The 17,311-nt window shown below is 59.0% G+C and carries 14 protein-coding genes, 4 tRNA genes and 2 pseudogenes; 10 read left to right on the top strand and 10 right to left on the bottom strand.

The annotated features are described in order from the left end of the window. Positions 1-3 precede the first annotated feature (3 nt). From QK293_RS22230 to QK293_RS22245, 4 genes are all read right to left on the bottom strand, one after another. On the bottom strand, positions 4-1,344 hold the full coding sequence (locus QK293_RS22230; protein ID WP_282381106.1) for a sigma-54 dependent transcriptional regulator: 1,341 nt from the start codon (positions 1,342-1,344) through the stop codon (positions 4-6). A gap of 2 nt (positions 1,345-1,346) precedes the next feature. Continuing rightward, the gene (locus QK293_RS22235; RefSeq protein WP_282381108.1) at positions 1,347-2,933 is read right to left on the bottom strand and encodes an ATP-binding protein; all 1,587 of its coding nucleotides are present in this window, start codon (positions 2,931-2,933) and stop codon (positions 1,347-1,349) included. Next, a complete protein-coding gene (locus QK293_RS22240) occupies positions 2,923-3,156 on the bottom strand; it encodes a PP0621 family protein (protein WP_282381110.1) in 234 nt (77 codons plus the stop codon). Before QK293_RS22240 ends, QK293_RS22235 begins: the two co-directional genes overlap by 11 nt. A 122-nt stretch (positions 3,157-3,278) precedes the next feature. Then, positions 3,279-4,301 (bottom strand): outer membrane protein assembly factor BamD, encoded by a 1,023-nt coding sequence (locus tag QK293_RS22245; RefSeq protein ID WP_282381112.1) that lies wholly within the window; start codon positions 4,299-4,301, stop codon positions 3,279-3,281. 151 nt (positions 4,302-4,452) lie between these two features. Between QK293_RS22245 and rluD the strand changes: the two genes are divergently transcribed. The 7 genes from rluD (at position 4,453) to QK293_RS22280 (ending at position 9,567) form a co-directional block, all read left to right on the top strand. After that, on the top strand, positions 4,453-5,415 hold the full coding sequence (rluD, locus tag QK293_RS22250) for a 23S rRNA pseudouridine(1911/1915/1917) synthase RluD (protein WP_282381114.1): 963 nt from the start codon (positions 4,453-4,455) through the stop codon (positions 5,413-5,415). After that, positions 5,412-6,131: a peptidoglycan editing factor PgeF gene (gene pgeF / locus QK293_RS22255; RefSeq protein ID WP_282381116.1), complete on the top strand. Its 720-nt coding sequence runs from the start codon at positions 5,412-5,414 to the stop codon at positions 6,129-6,131. Before rluD ends, pgeF begins: the two co-directional genes overlap by 4 nt. 157 nt (positions 6,132-6,288) lie before the next feature. Further along, positions 6,289-8,853 carry an ATP-dependent chaperone ClpB gene (gene clpB, locus QK293_RS22260; protein ID WP_095130594.1) on the top strand — a complete coding sequence of 855 codons (2,565 nt, stop codon included), beginning with the start codon at positions 6,289-6,291 and terminating at the stop codon, positions 8,851-8,853. A gap of 298 nt (positions 8,854-9,151) precedes the next feature. Further along, a tRNA-Asn gene (locus QK293_RS22265) sits at positions 9,152-9,227 on the top strand. A gap of 9 nt (positions 9,228-9,236) precedes the next feature. Continuing rightward, positions 9,237-9,313: transfer RNA gene (locus QK293_RS22270), tRNA-Pro, on the top strand. 5 nt (positions 9,314-9,318) lie between these two features. Further along, positions 9,319-9,394 (top strand) — tRNA-Lys (locus QK293_RS22275). A gap of 96 nt (positions 9,395-9,490) precedes the next feature. Beyond that, positions 9,491-9,567 (top strand) — tRNA-Pro (locus tag QK293_RS22280). 191 nt (positions 9,568-9,758) lie between these two features. Here QK293_RS22280 and QK293_RS22285 read toward each other — a convergent pair. From QK293_RS22285 to QK293_RS22305, 5 genes and pseudogenes are all read right to left on the bottom strand, one after another. Then, positions 9,759-10,157: an EF-hand domain-containing protein gene (locus QK293_RS22285; protein WP_282381121.1), complete on the bottom strand. Its 399-nt coding sequence runs from the start codon at positions 10,155-10,157 to the stop codon at positions 9,759-9,761. 257 nt (positions 10,158-10,414) lie between these two features. Then, positions 10,415-11,713 (bottom strand): NAD(P)/FAD-dependent oxidoreductase, encoded by a 1,299-nt coding sequence (locus QK293_RS22290; protein ID WP_095130590.1) that lies wholly within the window; start codon positions 11,711-11,713, stop codon positions 10,415-10,417. Positions 11,714-11,773: 60 nt separating this feature from the next. Next, complete coding sequence (locus QK293_RS22295; RefSeq protein WP_032830895.1) at positions 11,774-11,947, bottom strand: DUF3094 domain-containing protein; 174 nt, start codon at positions 11,945-11,947, stop codon at positions 11,774-11,776. A 54-nt stretch (positions 11,948-12,001) separates the two neighbouring features. Then, positions 12,002-12,106: pseudogene (locus QK293_RS22300) on the bottom strand (MOSC domain-containing protein); the annotation flags it as partial. A 10-nt stretch (positions 12,107-12,116) separates the two neighbouring features. Beyond that, on the bottom strand, positions 12,117-12,743 hold the full coding sequence (locus QK293_RS22305) for a DUF1780 domain-containing protein (protein WP_008154887.1): 627 nt from the start codon (positions 12,741-12,743) through the stop codon (positions 12,117-12,119). 252 nt (positions 12,744-12,995) lie between these two features. Between QK293_RS22305 and QK293_RS22310 the strand changes: the two genes are divergently transcribed. Genes QK293_RS22310 through QK293_RS22320 form a run of 3 tightly spaced genes read left to right on the top strand, consistent with a single transcriptional unit; the run spans position 12,996 to position 16,863 of the window. Further along, a complete protein-coding gene (locus QK293_RS22310; RefSeq protein ID WP_282381127.1) occupies positions 12,996-14,360 on the top strand; it encodes an aromatic acid/H+ symport family MFS transporter in 1,365 nt (454 codons plus the stop codon). Beyond that, positions 14,357-15,577, top strand: coding sequence for a benzoate/H(+) symporter BenE family transporter (locus QK293_RS22315; protein ID WP_282381129.1), 1,221 nt, complete (start codon positions 14,357-14,359; stop codon positions 15,575-15,577). The genes QK293_RS22310 and QK293_RS22315 overlap by 4 nt, the downstream gene beginning before the upstream one ends. A 17-nt stretch (positions 15,578-15,594) precedes the next feature. Then, positions 15,595-16,863 carry an OprD family porin gene (locus QK293_RS22320; RefSeq protein ID WP_282381131.1) on the top strand — a complete coding sequence of 423 codons (1,269 nt, stop codon included), beginning with the start codon at positions 15,595-15,597 and terminating at the stop codon, positions 16,861-16,863. An 8-nt stretch (positions 16,864-16,871) separates the two neighbouring features. On the opposite strand, the pseudogene QK293_RS22325 reads toward QK293_RS22320, so the two are convergent. Continuing rightward, positions 16,872-16,964 (bottom strand): annotated as a pseudogene (locus QK293_RS22325) (DUF2790 domain-containing protein); the annotation flags it as partial. Between the last annotated feature and the right edge of the window lie 347 nt (positions 16,965-17,311).

The following is a 17,311-nucleotide window of genomic DNA, read 5'->3' on the forward strand; positions in this document are numbered from 1 at the left end:
GACTCAATCGAGTCCCAGTTTTTTGAGCCTGTAGCGCATCGACCTGAATGAAAGATTCAACCGCTGAGCAGCCGCCGTGCGGTTCCAGCGGGTTTCTTCCAGGGCCTGGAGGATCAGTTTGCGTTCGACGTTTTCCAGGTAGTCTTCCAGGTTGTCGATCTGCGTCAGGTCCGGCACTCCACCTTCCGGGTTGCAGTTGCCTTCGGCCAGCCGCAGGTCGCTGGCTTCGATCTGCTTGTTTTCGCACAAGGTGTGAGCCCGTTCGAGCACGTTCTCCAGTTCCCGCACGTTGCCGGGGAAGCGATAACTTTTCAGTGCGTCGAGGGCATCCGGGTGGAGTTTCGCGGCGGGTTGGTCGGTGCTGATGGCCAGGCGTTTGAGCACATGGCTGGCGAGCGATTCGATGTCGTCACGGCGTTCGCGCAAGGGCGGCACCCGTAGTTCGATCACGTTCAACCGGTAGTACAAATCCTGGCGAAAGCGTTCGGCGGCGACTTCGGCGTCGAGGTCTTTGTGGGTGGCGCAAAGGATCCGCACATCGACCACGGTTTCCTGCTGCTCGCCGACACCGCGAACGGCTTTTTCCTGTATGGCCCGTAGCAGCTTGACCTGCATCGCCAGCGGCAAATCCGCCACTTCGTCGAGGAACAAGCTGCCGCCATGGGCGGCCTGGAACAGTCCGGGTTTGTCTTCGATGGCACCGCTGAAGCTGCCTTTGCGATGGCCGAAAAATTCGCTCTCCATCAATTCAGACGGAATCGCCCCGCAGTTGATCGGAATAAACGGTTGGCTGGCGCGCGGTCCTTGCTCGTGGATCAGTCGCGCGACCAATTCCTTACCGCTGCCGGATTCGCCGCTGATGTACACCGGCGCCTGGCTGCGGGCCAGTTTGTCGATGTGTTTGCGCAGGGCACGCATGGGCAGTGAGTCACCCAGCAGCCGGCGATCGATGGCGGTGCCGGTGCCGCCTGACGCAGGCAAACGCAGCGCGCTGCTGACCAGCTCCCGAAGGCGGGTGAGGTCCACCGGTTTGGTCAGGAAGTCAAAGGCGCCAGCCTTGAGGGCGTTGATCGCGGTTTCCAGGTTGCCGTAAGCGGTGATCATTGCCACCGGTATTTGTGGGTAGCGTTGTTGAATGTGTTGCACCAGTTCAAGGCCGGTGCCGTCCGGCAGGCGCATGTCGGTCAGGCACAGGTCGAACGTCTCCCGCGTCAGCAGGGCCTGGGCTTCGCCGAGGTTGCGGGCACTGAAGGTGTCGAGTTTCATCCGTCCCAGGGTGATTTCCAGGAGTTCGCGGATATCCGGTTCGTCGTCGACGATCAGGACTTTTTGCCGTGGGCTCATGTTCAACTTTGTTTCCGTCCGTGAGCAAAGGTGATGCGAAAGCAGCCGCCTTGGCGTGGTTTGAAGTCTAGGCGGGCCTGGTTGCTTTCGCACAGCTCACGGGACAGATAAAGCCCCAGGCCAGTGCCTTGGGTGCTCGTGGTGAAGAACGGTTCGAACAAGTGCGTTTGATGCTCCGGTGCCACGCCGGGGCCATTGTCCAGGACCTCGAGGATCGGCAGCTGGCTATCCGGGTCGACAAACAATTCGAGCCAGACCTGCGCCGGGTCGTGATTCAAGGCGCTATGGCGCCAGGCGTTGCGCAACAAATTGTCGAGAATCTGGGGCAGCTGGTTGGGGTCCATCAGGGTTTTGAAGTCTCCTGAGCCGATGCGCAGATGAATCTGCTGATGCTCGGTCGCCCCCTCGCGGGTTTCGTTGACGAACTGTTCCAGCCACGGCTTCAGATCGAGCCGTTGCGCCACGGTTTGCTGGCGACGGGACAGTTGCAGGACGTTTTCGATTACCCGATTCATTCGCTGAGAGTGGTCTTGAATAATCTGTGTCAGACGTCGATCCGCGCTGTTCAGTTCCTCTGATTCTTGCAATAGCTGCGCAGCATGACTAATGGCGCCCAGTGGATTGCGGATTTCATGGGCTATACCGGCGGTCAGGTGACCGAGGGCGGCCAGCTTCAGTTGTTGGGCGTGTTGGGCGATTTGCGCGAGGTCTTCGAGAAAGACCAGGGTCTGGTGGTGTCGGCTTTGGTCCAGGGCAATGAAGCTCGGTTGCAACTCCAGGCCACTGCTGGCGACTTTCAGGCTCTGGGGGCGCAGCGTCGGGTTGTTGAGCCACAGTTGCAGGCGTTCGACCAGGATGGGTGAGTCATCGTCGATCAACTGGCCTACAAGGCTTTCCCTGCCTAACAGGTTCAAGGCGCTGTGGTTGGCCAGTTGAACCTGCCGCTGGTCGTCGAGCACCAGGATGCCGGTACGCATGCGTTGCAGGATCAGTGCGTTGAGGGCTTCGAGACCGACGACTTCGCTGGCCCGTTGTTCGGCCAGGGTTTCGCTGACTTCCAGGCGTCGGATCAGCCCTTGCACCAGCAATGCCGCAGCAAAACACAGGGCGCCGAGCGTGCCGGCTTGCAAGTAATCATTGGGGGTGGCGGGATGGCTGAAACTCAGGAGGAAGCTCAGCCCCACGATGCCGAGCGCGCCGACGGCGGCAATCAACAGGCCGATGCGCCCTCGCAACAAAGTGTTGCTAATGGCTACCGATACGATCAAGAGGTTGCCGATGGCGCTGGCCACACCACCGGCGGCGTAGAACAGACCGCACAGCAGCAGGACGTCGGTCAGCGCCAGGCTGAACAGTTGCGCCGGGCGCCGGGTGTTCTCGAGAAACACCACCAGCAGGATATTCAGCACCAGATATAACCAACTGCCACTACGCAGCAGGTCGTCATTGGCGACCGTCAGCAGCTGGTTGTCCATGTTGCTGGCGATCAACAGCACCAGGGTGATGCCGACGCTCAAACGGTAAAGATGATAGAGACGCAGCAGTCGCAGGGCCTGTTTGCTGCCAGGACTGGACGTCTCAGCGATCACTGGAGCCCGGGCCTTGCTCAAGGTGAGCCTGGCTGCAATACCACTGTTGTTGAAGGTTCAGCGCGCGGTCGCGTGGCAGGTGTACGCCGCAATGGGCGCAGCGGACCATAGGGGCTGCTTCCAGTTCTGCGGAGGACTTGGGATTTGTCGACGATCCCTTGAACTTGCGCCAGAACCATACCGCAACGGCAATCAGGGCGATCCAGAACAGTAAACGAAGCATGATGAGCTGCTATTTGACGAGTGATTAGCCAGTTTAGCCAAGGACATGACCAGCGCACAGCGTAATAATCGAGCCCATAAAAAAGGAACCTCGAAAGGCTCCTTTTTGTACCACCCGACGTGTCAGTCAAACACGCCGAAGGTCATGTAGCTGAACCACGAGCGGTCGCTGTTGTTGGCTTCGGACTCGTGTTCCTCTTCTTCGATCACGTCGCCATTTTCGTCTTTAGGCTTGAGATCGCTCGGAATCGCGTCCTTGGCGTCCTGGAACTGCTTCTGCACGTCCTGGTTGGCGCGGGTTTCTCCCGGCGGCAGCGGTGGACGGGATTCGATCAGGCCCAGGGTCGCCTTACTCAACCACGAACGGTTGTCGGCTTCGTCTACCGAAGGCTTGAACTGACCGTCGACCAGGGTTGGATGGTTCGGGTAGTTGAGCTTCAGGGTTTCGAGGCTGGTGGCAGCCAGTTCGTCCAGGTGCAGACGCTGGTAGGCCTCTGTCATCACCGCCAGACCGTCACCGACCGCAGGGGTTTCCTGGAAGTTTTCCACCACATAACGACCACGGTTCGCCGCAGCGACATAGGCCTGACGGGTCAGGTAGTAGTCGGCAACGTGAATCTCGTAGGCCGCCAGCAGGTTGCGCAGGTAGATCATGCGCTGCTTGGCGTCCGGCGAGTAGCGGCTGTTGGGGAAGCGGCTGGTCAGCTGGGCGAACTCGTTGTAAGAGTCGCGAGCGGCACCCGGGTCACGCTTGGTCATGTCCAACGGCAGGAAGCGCGACAGCAGGCCGACGTCCTGGTCGAACGAAGTCAGGCCCTTGAGGTAATACGCGTAATCCACGTTCGGGTGCTGCGGGTGCAGGCGAATGAAGCGCTCGGCGGCGGACTTGGCCGCTTCAGGCTCGGTGTTCTTGTAGTTGGCGTAGATGAGCTCGAGTTGAGCCTGATCGGCGTAGCGACCGAACGGATAACGCGACTCCAGCGCCTTCAGCTTGGCTGTGGCGGCGGTGTAGCTATTGTTGTCCAGATCGTGCTGAGCCTGCTGGTACAGCTCGACTTCGCTCAGGTTTTCGTCTACGACTTCCTTCGATGAGCAAGCAGCGGTCAATGCGAGGATGGCGATCAGCAGCAGGTGTTTCACTTGCATGGCGGCTTGCGTCCCTATGACGGCCGCTGTCTTGGGCGGGGCCGTCCTGTTATGATGAGCGCCCCGTTGAATAGCCTCGGGGCAAAAGACGCCGTATTTAACCACAAGCGCGCAGCCGAAACCAAAGGCTGTGCCGACGCCTAGTCCGAGCATGTCCGATAAAATTGAACTTCGCGCAGAGGTGCCGTCCGAATTGGGCGGCCAACGCCTCGATCAAGTCGCCGCACAATTATTCGCTGAGCACTCGCGCTCGCGCCTTTCCGCCTGGATCAAAGACGGCCGCCTGACTGTGGATGGGGCGGTTATCCGCCCGCGAGACATCGTTCATGGTGGCGCCATTCTTGAGCTCACTGCCGAGCAGGAAGCTCAGGGCGAATGGATCGCTCAAGACATCGAACTGGACATCGTCTATGAAGACGACGACATCCTGGTGATCAACAAACCCGCGGGTCTGGTGGTGCATCCTGCCGCCGGTCACGCCGATGGCACCTTGCTCAATGCCTTGCTGCACCACGTGCCGGACATCATCAATGTGCCGCGCGCCGGTATCGTGCACCGCCTGGACAAGGACACCACCGGTCTGATGGTGGTGGCCAAGACCATTCAGGCGCAGACACAGCTTGTCACGCAATTGCAGAGCCGTAGCGTCAGCCGTATCTACGAGTGCATTGTGATCGGTGTGGTGACGGCCGGCGGCAAGATCAACGCGCCAATTGGTCGTCACGGTCAGCAACGCCAGCGCATGGCCGTGATGGAAGGTGGCAAGCAAGCCGTCAGTCATTACCGCGTGCTCGAGCGTTTCCGCTCCCACACACACGTGCGGGTGAAACTGGAAACCGGTCGTACGCACCAGATTCGTGTGCACATGGCTCACATCAACTTCCCGTTGGTCGGAGATCCTGCCTACGGCGGTCGTTTCCGCATTCCGCCGGCAGCCAGTGTGACCATGGTCGAAACGTTGAAGGCGTTCCCGCGTCAGGCACTGCATGCGCGGTTCCTGGAGCTGGATCACCCGACGACCGGTAAGCGGATGAGCTGGGAATCGCCACTGCCGGACGATTTCGTCTGGTTGCTGACGCTGCTCAAGCAAGACCGCGAGGCGTTCATCGGATGAGTGACTGGCTGATTCCTGACTGGCCAGCGCCGGCCGGGGTCAAAGCCTGCGTTACCACCCGGGCGGGCGGCGTCAGCCTGACGCCGTTCGACAGCCTCAACCTCGGCGATCACGTCGACGACAACCCCGAAGCCGTTGTCGAAAACCGCCGTCGCCTCACCGATCATTTCTCTATTCAACCGGCCTGGTTAAAGCAGGTTCACGGCATCGCCGTGGCCCACGCAGACCCAAGCCAGGTGGCCACTGCCGATGCCAGCTGGACCGCAACGCCCGGTATCGCCTGCACGGCGATGACCGCTGATTGCCTGCCGGCATTGTTTTGCGACCGTGCCGGCACTCGCGTAGCAGCGGCCCATGCCGGTTGGCGCGGGTTGGCGGCGGGTGTGCTGGAAGCGACTCTGGACACGCTGGCCGTGCAACCAGAAGAAGTGCTCGTCTGGTTGGGCCCGGCCATTGGCCCGCAAGCCTTTGAAGTCGGCCCGGAAGTGCGCGAAACCTTCGTACAGCAATTGCCCGAAGCCGCTAACGCCTTTGTGCCGAGTCAGAATGCTGGCAAATTCATGGCTGATATCTACGAGCTGGCGCGTTTACGGCTGGCCGCTCGTGGCGTCACTGCTGTCTATGGTGGCGGTTTCTGCACCGTGACCGATCCTCGCTTCTTTTCTTACCGCCGCAGTCCTCGCACCGGTCGGTTTGCCTCCCTTATCTGGCTGTAGTGCGCTGTCTCAGGGCACGACCGCTAGACTTAGCTGACCTGCATCAACGTCACGACGCTTGAAACTCCCAGAATCGACCACATCTAATGAGGTATCTGGCAGGTTTCTTCATTCAGGATGTTTTATCGGTCCGGCCTGCTCAAAAGGAAGGTGACCCATGCGTATAGATCGTTTAACCAGCAAATTGCAGTTAGCGCTATCCGACGCCCAATCTCTGGCCGTCGGCCTTGACCATCCCGGCATTGAGCCGGCGCACTTGATGCAGGCCATGCTTGAGCAGCAGGGTGGTTCGATCAAACCCCTGCTGATGCAGGTAGGTTTCGACGTCAACAGCTTGCGTAAAGAACTGACCAAAGAGCTCGACCAGCTGCCGAAAATCCAGAACCCGACCGGCGATGTGAACATGTCGCAGGACCTGGCGCGGCTGCTCAACCAGGCCGATCGCCTGGCCCAGCAGAAGGGCGACCAGTTTATCTCCAGCGAACTGGTGCTGCTCGCCGCGATGGACGAGAACAGCAAGCTCGGCAAATTGTTGCTTGGCCAGGGCGTCAGCAAGAAAGCCCTGGAAAATGCAATCAACAACTTGCGCGGTGGTGAGGCCGTCAATGACGCCAACCACGAAGAGTCGCGCCAGGCACTGGATAAATACACCGTCGACCTGACCAAGCGTGCCGAAGAAGGCAAGCTCGACCCCGTGATCGGCCGTGACGACGAAATTCGCCGGACCATTCAGGTCCTGCAACGCCGTACCAAGAACAACCCGGTGCTGATCGGTGAACCTGGCGTGGGTAAAACCGCCATCGCCGAAGGCCTGGCCCAGCGCATCATCAACGGTGAAGTGCCGGATGGACTGAAAGGCAAACGCCTGTTGTCCCTGGACATGGGGTCGTTGATTGCCGGTGCCAAATACCGTGGAGAGTTCGAAGAGCGCCTCAAATCCCTGCTCAACGAACTGTCGAAGCAGGAAGGGCAGATCATTCTGTTCATCGACGAACTGCACACCATGGTCGGCGCCGGTAAGGGCGAAGGCTCGATGGATGCGGGCAACATGCTCAAACCGGCGTTGGCTCGTGGTGAGCTGCACTGCGTCGGTGCAACCACGCTCAACGAGTACCGCCAATATATAGAGAAGGACGCCGCCCTCGAACGGCGTTTCCAGAAAGTCTTGGTGGACGAGCCGAGCGAAGAAGACACCATCGCTATCTTGCGTGGCCTGAAAGAGCGTTACGAGGTTCACCACAAGGTGGCAATCACCGACGGCGCGATCATCGCCGCGGCCAAGCTCAGTCACCGCTACATTACGGATCGCCAGCTGCCGGACAAGGCCATCGACCTGATCGACGAAGCGGCCAGCCGCATCCGTATGGAGATAGATTCCAAGCCGGAAGTTTTGGATCGTCTTGAGCGCCGCTTGATTCAGTTGAAGGTGGAATCCCAGGCGCTGAAGAAAGAAAGCGACGAAGCGGCCATAAAACGTCTGGAAAAACTCCAGGAAGAAATCGTCCGTCTCGAGCGTGAGTATTCGGACCTGGAAGAAATCTGGAACGCGGAAAAAGCCGAAGTCCAGGGTTCTGCGCAGATCCAGCAGAAAATCGAACAGTCCCGTCAGGAACTGGAAGCGGCCCGCCGAAAAGGCGACTTGAACCGCATGGCCGAGCTGCAGTACGGGATCATCCCGGACCTGGAGCGCAGCCTGCAAATGGTCGACCAGCACGGCAAAACTGAAAACCAGTTACTGCGCAGCAAGGTGACCGAAGAAGAGATCGCCGAAGTGGTGTCCAAGTGGACCGGTATTCCGGTGTCGAAAATGCTCGAAGGCGAGCGCGACAAACTGATGAAGATGGAAAGCTTGTTGCACCAACGTGTGATCGGCCAGGACGAAGCGGTCATTGCCGTTTCCAACGCAGTGCGGCGCTCTCGTGCCGGGTTGTCCGATCCGAATCGCCCGAGCGGTTCGTTCATGTTCCTCGGCCCGACCGGTGTCGGTAAAACCGAGCTGTGCAAGGCACTGGCCGAGTTCCTCTTTGATACTGAAGAAGCGATGGTACGGATCGACATGTCCGAGTTCATGGAGAAACATTCCGTGGCTCGACTGATCGGCGCGCCACCAGGCTACGTGGGCTATGAAGAGGGCGGTTACCTGACCGAGGCGGTGCGTCGCAAGCCTTATTCGGTCATCCTCCTGGACGAGGTCGAGAAGGCCCACCCGGACGTCTTCAATATCTTGCTGCAAGTGCTGGAAGATGGCCGGCTGACCGACAGTCATGGCCGCACGGTGGATTTCAAAAATACCGTGATTGTCATGACCTCCAACCTGGGCTCGGTACAGATCCAGGAACTGGTCGGTGATCGTGAGGCGCAACGTGCGGCGGTGATGGATGCGATTTCCACGCACTTCCGACCGGAGTTCATCAACCGGGTCGACGAAGTGGTGATCTTCGAACCGTTGGCTCGGGATCAGATCGCGGGCATTACCGAGATTCAGTTGGGTCGTCTGCGCAGTCGCCTGACCGAGCGCGAGCTGAAGCTTGATCTCAGCCCTGAGGCCATGGATAAGCTGATTGCGGTAGGTTACGACCCGGTTTACGGCGCACGGCCGCTCAAGCGAGCGATCCAGCGCTGGATCGAGAACCCGCTGGCGCAGCTGATTCTGTCGGGCCGTTTCATGCCCGGCGACACCGCAAAAGGTGTCGTGGAAAACGACGAAATTGTATTCGTCTGATCCAGGGCGCCGGCAAAACTGACGAGGCCTCGCATTGTGAGGCCTTTTTTTCGCCAGGCTGTTGAACTGAAAGGAAAAGGCTTGTAAAGTGCGCCCCGCAGTAAGTTGCCCTGAAGGGTTTCTGCTCCCCAAGCAGGAATCTGAAATAAGTTGCAAATCATTAACTTGAAAGCAATTTAGGGGGTTGACAGAGGTGCTTAAAATTGTAGAATAGCGCGCCTCAGACACACGAACGCAGCGATGCGAACGGGTCGAAGAGGTGAAGCAAGCTTCACAGTTGTCAATTGAAATATGTAGTTCCGTGATAGCTCAGTCGGTAGAGCAAATGACTGTTAATCATTGGGTCCCAGGTTCGAGTCCTGGTCACGGAGCCAATTTCAAACCGGGGTATAGCGCAGTCCGGTAGCGCGCCTGCTTTGGGAGCAGGATGTCAGGAGTTCGAATCCCCTTACCCCGACCATTTTTGGGTCGTTAGCTCAGTTGGTAGAGCAGTTGGCTTTTAACCAATTGGTCGTAGGTTCGAATCCCACACGACCCACCATTTTTGAAACCAGTTAACGCTGGGATCAGATCTTAAGATCAGAGGCCAAAAGCACTGATCGAAGAAGGCGACTTGTAAAGGTCGCCTTTTTTTTACCGGGGTATAGCGCAGTCCGGTAGCGCGCCTGCTTTGGGAGCAGGATGTCAGGAGTTCGAATCCCCTTACCCCGACCATATTAAAAATCCTCGTATCGAAAGATTCGGGGATTTTTTTTGTCTGCTGGAAATGCGATTCCCTTGACGTCATGAGCTATCACAACTGGCCAATGCCTTGCAGGGCATGGTGCAGCGCTTTCGGGTGTAAATCCGCCAGACGAAAAAAGCCGCGCTTCCCGACAGGAATGCGCGGCTTGGATCTCAGAAACTTAGGCGCCGTCTTGGTCTTTCAAGTGCTCGAACAGACCTTTTGGCATTTTCTTGCCATTGGCTTCGAAGTTGGCTTTCACGTTGTCGTAAGCCTCTTGTTCGTCGATGAAGCCGTCATGGTTGGTGTCGATCTTGTCGAAATTGGACTTTGGCGCGACTTTCAGAAATTCCGCACGGGAAACCTTGCCGTCGCCATCAGTGTCGGTTTTTGCCATCGACGCATCGCCACACTTGCCTTCGCCACATTTGCCTTCAGGGGTCTTCACCACCTGTTCGGCAGAGGCCAGCAGGTAGCCCTGAGTCAGCGGTTGCGAGGCGAACACGGAGCCGGACAACATCATGCCACCGGCCAAAACAGCGCCGAGCAGACCGATAGTGTTTTTGGTGGTACGGGACATTTCAAATCTCCTGGGTTGCACGACACAACCGTTCGATAAAGGGCGCCACGTAAGTGCGGCGACAAACCTGTGCAGGCGAGGTGCCTTGCTCGGGTGTGGCCATTTAGCGGGTGTGGTGTATCGCTACTGTGTCGCGCAAGGGGGGAGTTTGTAAGCGAAGGGGGAAACAATGGGGGGAGATACAGTGAGACACAGATCGGCGGTGCGATGAGCAGAAAAGTGGGAGCAGGCAAGCCCACCCCCACCCTCAATGTCTATCAGTGCAGCTTCAGCCGCGGCTCAGTCCCGCGCCCGATCTTGCTGCCCAACATCAGCATCGCTGTGCGAAACGCGCCATACAGCGCCATCTGGTGCATGCGATACAGCGATACGTAAAACATCCGCGCCAGCCAGCCTTCGAGCATTACGCTGCCGGTGAGGTTGCCCATCAAGTTGCCCACAGCCGAAAAACGCGACAGCGAGATCAGCGAGCCGTAGTCGGTGTATTTGTACGCAGGCAGAGGCTTGCCCTCGATCCGCAGCTTCAGCGATTTGGCCAGCAACGAAGCTTGCTGATGCGCAGCCTGGGCGCGCGGCGGTACGTTGCGATCAGTGCCCGGCTGCGGGCAGGCCGCGCAGTCACCGAAGGCGAAGATGTTCTCGTCGCGGGTGGTTTGCAGGGTCGGCAGCACTTGCAGCTGATTGATCCGGTTGGTCTCCAGACCATCGATGTCCTTGAGGAACCCCGGTGCACGAATCCCGGCCGCCCAGACTTTCAGGCTGGCGTTGATGACTTTGCCATCGGCGGTAATCAGGCTGTCGGCCGTCACTTCACTCACCGCCGCATTGGTCATGACGTTAACCCCAAGCTTCTCCAGGGTTTTATGCACCGGCCCGCCGATACGTTCCGGCAGCGCTGGCAGCACCCGTGGCCCGGCTTCGATCAAGGTAATGTGCATGTTTTCCGGTTTGATCCGGTCCAGGCCATAAGCCGCCAGTTCATGGGCAGCGTTGTGCAGTTCGGCGGCCAGTTCGACCCCGGTGGCACCGGCACCCACGATGGCCACGCTGATCTGCTCGACCTTGTCGGTCTGCCCGGCGTGCGCGCGTAGGTAGTGGTTGAGCAATTGCTGATGGAAGCGCTCGGCCTGTTTGCGGGTGTCGAGGAACAGGCAGTGTTGCGCCGCGCCCTGAGTGCCGAAATCGTTGGTGGTACTGCCGACCGCGATCACCAGCGAGTCGTAACCCAGCTCACGGGCCGGTACCAGCTCCACGCCGGCTTCGTCGTAGGTGGCAGCCAACTGGATTTTCTTCTGTGCGCGATCAAGCCCGCTCATGCGCCCCAGCTGGAACTCGAAGTGGTTCCATTTCGCTTGGGCAACATAGTTGAGTTCGTCTTCGGAAGAGTTCAGCGACCCGGCCGCCACTTCATGCAACAGCGGTTTCCAGATGTGGGTCAGGTTCGCGTCGACCAGCATTACACTGGCCGTGCCGCGCTTGCCCAGAGTCTTACCCAGACGGGTAGCCAACTCCAGACCGCCGGCGCCGCCGCCAACGATGACAATACGATGAGTCATGGGGATATCTCGCAAGGCTAAAAGAAATCGGTGCAATTACCCGAGCGAGCGCGAGGCAGCTCATAGCGTCAGGTAACTGATAAGTCGGCTCAACAGGCCTAAACCAATGGTCACTGCCAACACCACCACCAGGAGCATCCACGGCCGGAAAGGCCGGCGCTCGACTCGGTGCTGGGACAGGTGCAGGTACTCTTCGACATGCTTTTGGTCGTCGGGGTTCAGGCGGCTGGTCATATTGGGCCTCGTCAGGGGTAGACGTTGCTAAATGTGTAGAAGCTACAAGCGAGGTTATCCCGCATTGAACGGAGCATAGCCGCTGGCCGAAATGGGCTCGACGCTCACTGTATCGTCCAGGCGAATGATTCCACTTTGTAACACCCGGCGATCAACTCCTGCAACGGACTCACAGGCTGATCCCGACGTCGAAAACTATACTGCGCCCCAGGTTGCTGCGCAGGAAATCCGGGGCATCCGGGTGCGCGAACAGCACACGGGCGAAGGTCGGACCGACCAGCGACAATGAGCGCCAGCCCTGGCGCAAATATTCGGTCGGCGGTGGGAAATGGCTGTTGAGGTCCAGCACTTCGCGCTTGAGGCTGGCGAAGGCGATGATGTCCAGTTCCCCCAGGTCCATGCCGCGTTCTTTGTAGTTGTGGGCTTTTTTGCGCAAGGTCGGCGCCAGTCTCAACAAAAACTCATTGGCCGGAATGCGCCGGGGCTTCGCCTCGCGGCGCACCAGCGAACTCAGGGAAAATGCGCTGCGCCGACGTTGCAGCTCATCGCGCCATTCATCGTTGAGGCGCCGGCCTTCATCGAGTACGAAAAACACTTCGAAACTGGCGTCACGAAACAGCACGTCCGGCGGCTCCCCGGCCGGGGCGAATTCGTCGGCGCGATAGGGAATGTTCAGGCCTTGCAGCAGGCGCTGACAGACCCAACGCTCACGCTCCCATTTGCGGGCATTGGACAGGAACGCGTTGGCTTGCTCGGCCGCGATGGTCAGCAGGCGTAAATAATCTGAGTCATCCATAGGCCCAAGCTTAGCGTTCAAATGCGATCGCAAAGAAGACAGTTTATCGGAGAAGGTCAGAACTGCCGGATCAGCGGCGCGCCATGTCCGCGACAATCCTCATCCCGCGCTCGTTTCAGGGCCATGCACAAAACGGATAGCGATCTGCGCAAAGCGGATATTGCCCCGTGTCTGGCGACTCTACCCTCGGCTGTACGGACGTTCGCCGCGTTACCGACGCTCTTAAAAAAACAACAACAAGAGATAGATGCCATGCGCAAGATTGACGTACATGAGGTTATCGACAACGCACGATTCAACCGCTTCCACTGGAGGGTGCTGTTCTGGTGTGCCCTGATCATCATCTTCGACGGTTACGATTTGGTGATCTACGGCGTGGTGCTGCCGATGCTGATGAAAGAGTGGGGGCTCAGTCACCTGCAAGCGGGCGCACTGGGTAGTTATGCATTGTTCGGAATGATGTTCGGTGCGCTGTTTTTCGGCCCGCTGTCGGACAAGATCGGCCGCAAAAAAGCCATCACGATCTGCGTGATGCTCTTCAGCGGGTTTACCGTGCTCAATGGTTTTGCCCGTAACCCCACCGAGTTTGGCCTCTGCCGGTTCATTGCCGGGCTCGGCATTGGCGGGGTGATGCCCAACGTCGTGGCGCTGATGAACGAGTACGCACCGAAGAAGATCCGCAGCACGCTGGTGGCGATCATGTTCAGCGGCTATTCGGTGGGCGGGATGCTCTCGGCGGGGATCGGTATCGTGCTGATCCCAAGTTTTGGTTGGCAATCGGTGTTTTACGTGGCGGTACTGCCGTTGCTGTTGTTGCCGTTGATCATGTACTTCCTGCCCGAGTCGGTGGGTTTCATGCTGCGTCAGGGGCGCAATAACGAGGCGCGCAACATTCTGGAACGGATTGATCCGGCTTACGTCGCACGCGCCAGCGATCAGTTGCACATGAGCGAAGTGAAGGGCATCGGCACCCCGGTGCTGCAACTGTTCCGCGAGGGTCGTGCGCTGCGCACGCTGATGTTGTGGTTGGCGTTTTTCTGCTGCTTGCTGATGGTCTACGCCTTGAGTTCCTGGTTGCCAAAACTGATGGCCAACGCCGGTTACAGCCTGGGCTCGAGTTTGTCGTTCCTGCTGGTGCTCAATTTCGGTGCCATTTTCGGCGCGGTCGGCGGCGGTGTGCTGGGGGACAAACTCAACCTGCCACGGGTGTTGGCGGTGTTCTTCGCCGGTGCCGCCGTATCGATCACCTTGCTGGGGTTCAACAGCCCAATGCCGCTGTTGTACCTGCTGATCGCCATTGCTGGTGCCACCACCATCGGCTCGCAGATCCTGTTGTACGCCTGCGCCGCGCAGTTCTACTCCATGACCATTCGCTCCACTGGTTTAGGATGGGCGTCGGGCATCGGGCGCAATGGCGCCATCGTCGGACCGCTGCTGGGCGGTGCGTTACTCGGGATTAGCCTGCCACTGCAACTGAATTTCATGGCGTTTGCCTTGCCCGGTGCGGTGGCCGCGATTGCCATGACCGTGTTCGCCATCAGCAATCGGCGCAGTGCAAAACAAGAATTACCGGGCTTGCACGGATCGCCTGACGGGGCTGTCGGCGACATTTCATGAAAACGTTATTCCAGGACTTTTCCCTGTCTGCGGCAGTCGCCGGATTTATTGCCACGGTGATTTCCTACGCGGGCCCTTTGGTGATCATCTTTCAGGCCGCCGAGACCGCGCACCTTTCACGGGAGGTGTTGTCGTCCTGGGTCTGGGCGATTTCCATCGGCAGTGCCGTACTCGGCATCGGTCTGAGCCTGCGTTACCGCGTCCCGGTGATCATCGCGTGGTCGGCGCCGGGTTCAGCGTTGCTGGTGGCGCTGTTGCCGGGGATCTCCATGCCGGAGGCGGTGGGTGCTTATCTGGTCAGCAGCCTGATTATCTTTCTGATCGGGGTATCGGGGGCCTTTGACCGGATCATCAGCAAACTGCCCGCGGCCATTGCGGCGGCGATGCTGGCGGGAATTCTGTTCAGCTTCGGCACCGGGTTATTCGTCTCGTTGCAGGGCAAGCCGCTGCTGGTGCTGGCGATGTTCGCCACGTACCTGATCTGCAAGCGGCTGATGCCGCGTTATGCGGTGCTGATGGTGTTGCTGGTGGGCTGCTCCATCGCCTTTCTCACCGGTGATTTGCACCGCGAAGCGCTGGTGATCGGCTTGGCCACGCCGGTATGGATCACGCCCGCGTTCAGCCTGAGCGCGACCCTGAATATCGCCTTGCCGCTGGTGATGGTGGCGCTGACCGGCCAGTTTGTTCCCGGCATGGCGGTGCTGCGTGCCAGCGGATATCAAACGCCGGCCAGCCCGATCATCGCCAGCAGCGCATTGGGCACGGCGCTGTTGGCTCCGTTTGGTTGTCACGGGCTGAATCTGGCGGCAATCACCGCGGCGATTTGTACCGGGCGCGAAGCCCATGAAGATTCCGGCAAACGCTATGTGGCCGGGGTGGTGGGCGGGTTGTGTTACCTGGTGCTGGGGATCTTCGGCGCCACCCTGGTTTCACTGTTTTCGGCGTTCCCCAAAGAACTGATCGCGGCCCTGGCCGGGCTGGCGCTATTCGCCGCGATTGCCGGGGCGCTGACCGGCGCAATGGCCGTGCCGAGTGATCGCGAAGCCGCGTTGGTGACCTTTCTGACCACCGCGTCCGGCATGTCGTTGTTGGGTTTGTCTGCCGCCTTTTGGGGGCTGATTTTCGGCATGGTCACCCACGTGTTGTTAAACGGCCGTCGTCCCGTTCCTCTTAGCGAATCCACTGCGGCTGAAGCACTTCAACCTGTCGATCAATAAAAACAAGAGAAAAAACGATGAAACAGATACTCCCAACAACCGGTTCAGTGTTGTCCCTTGCTGTCGTCTCGAGTTTATCCGCCGGTGCGATGGCGGCCGAGGGCGGCTTCATCGAAGACACCACGGCGACATTGCAAGCGCGCAATTACTACTTCAGCCGGGACTTTTCCGACATCGTCGGCGCTAACAAACAGTCGAAGGCTGAGGAGTGGGCACAGGGCTTCATTCTCAACGTCAAATCCGGTTACACCCAAGGCCCCGTCGGTTTTGGTGTGGATGTCATTGGCCTGCTCGGCCTCAAACTCGACAGCAGCCCGGATCGGGTCAATACCGGTTTGCTGCCGGTGCAGGATGATGGACGTGCGGCGAATGATTACAGCCGACTGGAGGGCGCGTTGAAGGTGCGTTACTCCAAAACCGAACTGAAGGTGGGTGAGCTGCAACCCAATCTGCCGGTACTGGCCTTCAGCGATATCCGGCTGCTGCCGCCCAGCTATCAGGGCGCAAGTATCAGCTCGAACGAGATCAATGGCCTGACGGTGCAGGGCGGTCACTTGAGTTCGACCAGTCTGCGCAACGAGGCCGGCGACGAAAAGATGCAAGCCATGCTCGGCCATGTACCGCAGCGTCAGGTCAGCAGTAATGGCTTCAACTTTGCCGGCGCGGATTACGCCTTCAACGATAAACGCAGCTCGGTCAGCGCCTGGTTCGGGCAACTGGAAGATATCTACAACCAGCGCTTTCTCGGTCTCAAGCACAGCCAGCCGTTGGGCAACTGGACCCTGGGCGCCAACCTTGGTTATTACGATTCGCGCGAAGACGGCAAAAAATTGCTCGGCAACATCGACAACCAGGCGTTCTTCTCGTTGCTGTCGGCCAAGCGCGGCGGCCACACGTTTTATCTCGGCTATCAGGGTATGTTCGGCGACAGCGCCTTCCCGCGAGTGTTTGCCAACATCTCACCGCTGGGCAACGAAGTGCCGACCTACGAGTTCGCCTACACCGACGAGCGCTCCTGGCAAGCGCGTTACGACTACGATTTCGCGGCCCTCGGCGTGCCGGGGCTGACCAGCACCGTGCGCTACATCACCGGCAACAATGTCGATACCGGCAAAGGGTTCGAGGGCAAGGATCGCGAGCGTGATCTCGATCTTGGCTATGTGCTGCAGAGCGGCAGCCTCAAGGGCCTCGGGATTCGCGTGCGCAACGTGATGGCGCGCTCCAACTACCGCAGTGATATCGACGAGAACCGTTTGATCCTCAGCTATACGTGGACGTTGCTATGAAGCAGCGATCACAGATTGCTCATGCAGTTACCCATCACCTGATACGTCACGCGATGAGTCTGGCCCTGATGATCGATGTAGACCATGGTGGCTGGGCCTACCGGCCGGCCTGTTTTCTCAACACCTGCGTGTACTGATCGTTCCCACAAGCAGCAAAGGAATGCCGCCGGGGAAGCTCCGCGTTCCGCTGTCTACGTTAGGCTTGAGTCCTGCGCATGGTGACGCGGAGAGTGGGAACGATCAGAGGGTGAGCGCTGAGTGCTGTTGACCTTGCTTTGGCTTTTGCTTTTGCTCTGGTTTTTGATCTTGATCTGCCTGCCCCTTTCCCAGAGGCCGAACGCAGGCGTTGCGCAGGGGGCACCGCGGCAAGGATGCCGCGGTAGCCGCCCCCGACCCAGAGTGTGTCAAAACACCCAAGCAAACCCTTGCTATGATTCCCCAGGATTTC

The sequence above is a fragment of the Pseudomonas sp. AL03 genome, assembly GCF_029960815.1.
Taxonomy (GTDB): Bacteria; Pseudomonadota; Gammaproteobacteria; order Pseudomonadales; family Pseudomonadaceae; genus Aquipseudomonas.

Bases quoted from the DNA above. Each gene is read 5' to 3' on its own strand.
- QK293_RS22230 (WP_282381106.1), bottom strand. From the start codon at position 1,344: ATGAGCCCACGGCAAAAAGTCCTGATCGTCGACGACGAACCGGATATC.
- QK293_RS22240 (WP_282381110.1), bottom strand. From the start codon at position 3,156: ATGCTTCGTTTACTGTTCTGGATCGCCCTGATTGCCGTTGCGGTATGG.
- QK293_RS22245 (WP_282381112.1), bottom strand. From the start codon at position 4,301: ATGCAAGTGAAACACCTGCTGCTGATCGCCATCCTCGCATTGACCGCT.
- rluD (WP_282381114.1), top strand. From the start codon at position 4,453: ATGTCCGATAAAATTGAACTTCGCGCAGAGGTGCCGTCCGAATTGGGC.
- pgeF (WP_282381116.1), top strand. From the start codon at position 5,412: ATGAGTGACTGGCTGATTCCTGACTGGCCAGCGCCGGCCGGGGTCAAA.
- clpB (WP_095130594.1), top strand. From the start codon at position 6,289: ATGCGTATAGATCGTTTAACCAGCAAATTGCAGTTAGCGCTATCCGAC.
- QK293_RS22285 (WP_282381121.1), bottom strand. From the start codon at position 10,157: ATGTCCCGTACCACCAAAAACACTATCGGTCTGCTCGGCGCTGTTTTG.
- QK293_RS22290 (WP_095130590.1), bottom strand. From the start codon at position 11,713: ATGACTCATCGTATTGTCATCGTTGGCGGCGGCGCCGGCGGTCTGGAG.
- QK293_RS22295 (WP_032830895.1), bottom strand. From the start codon at position 11,947: ATGACCAGCCGCCTGAACCCCGACGACCAAAAGCATGTCGAAGAGTAC.
- QK293_RS22305 (WP_008154887.1), bottom strand. From the start codon at position 12,743: ATGGATGACTCAGATTATTTACGCCTGCTGACCATCGCGGCCGAGCAA.
- QK293_RS22310 (WP_282381127.1), top strand. From the start codon at position 12,996: ATGCGCAAGATTGACGTACATGAGGTTATCGACAACGCACGATTCAAC.
- QK293_RS22315 (WP_282381129.1), top strand. From the start codon at position 14,357: ATGAAAACGTTATTCCAGGACTTTTCCCTGTCTGCGGCAGTCGCCGGA.
- QK293_RS22320 (WP_282381131.1), top strand. From the start codon at position 15,595: ATGAAACAGATACTCCCAACAACCGGTTCAGTGTTGTCCCTTGCTGTC.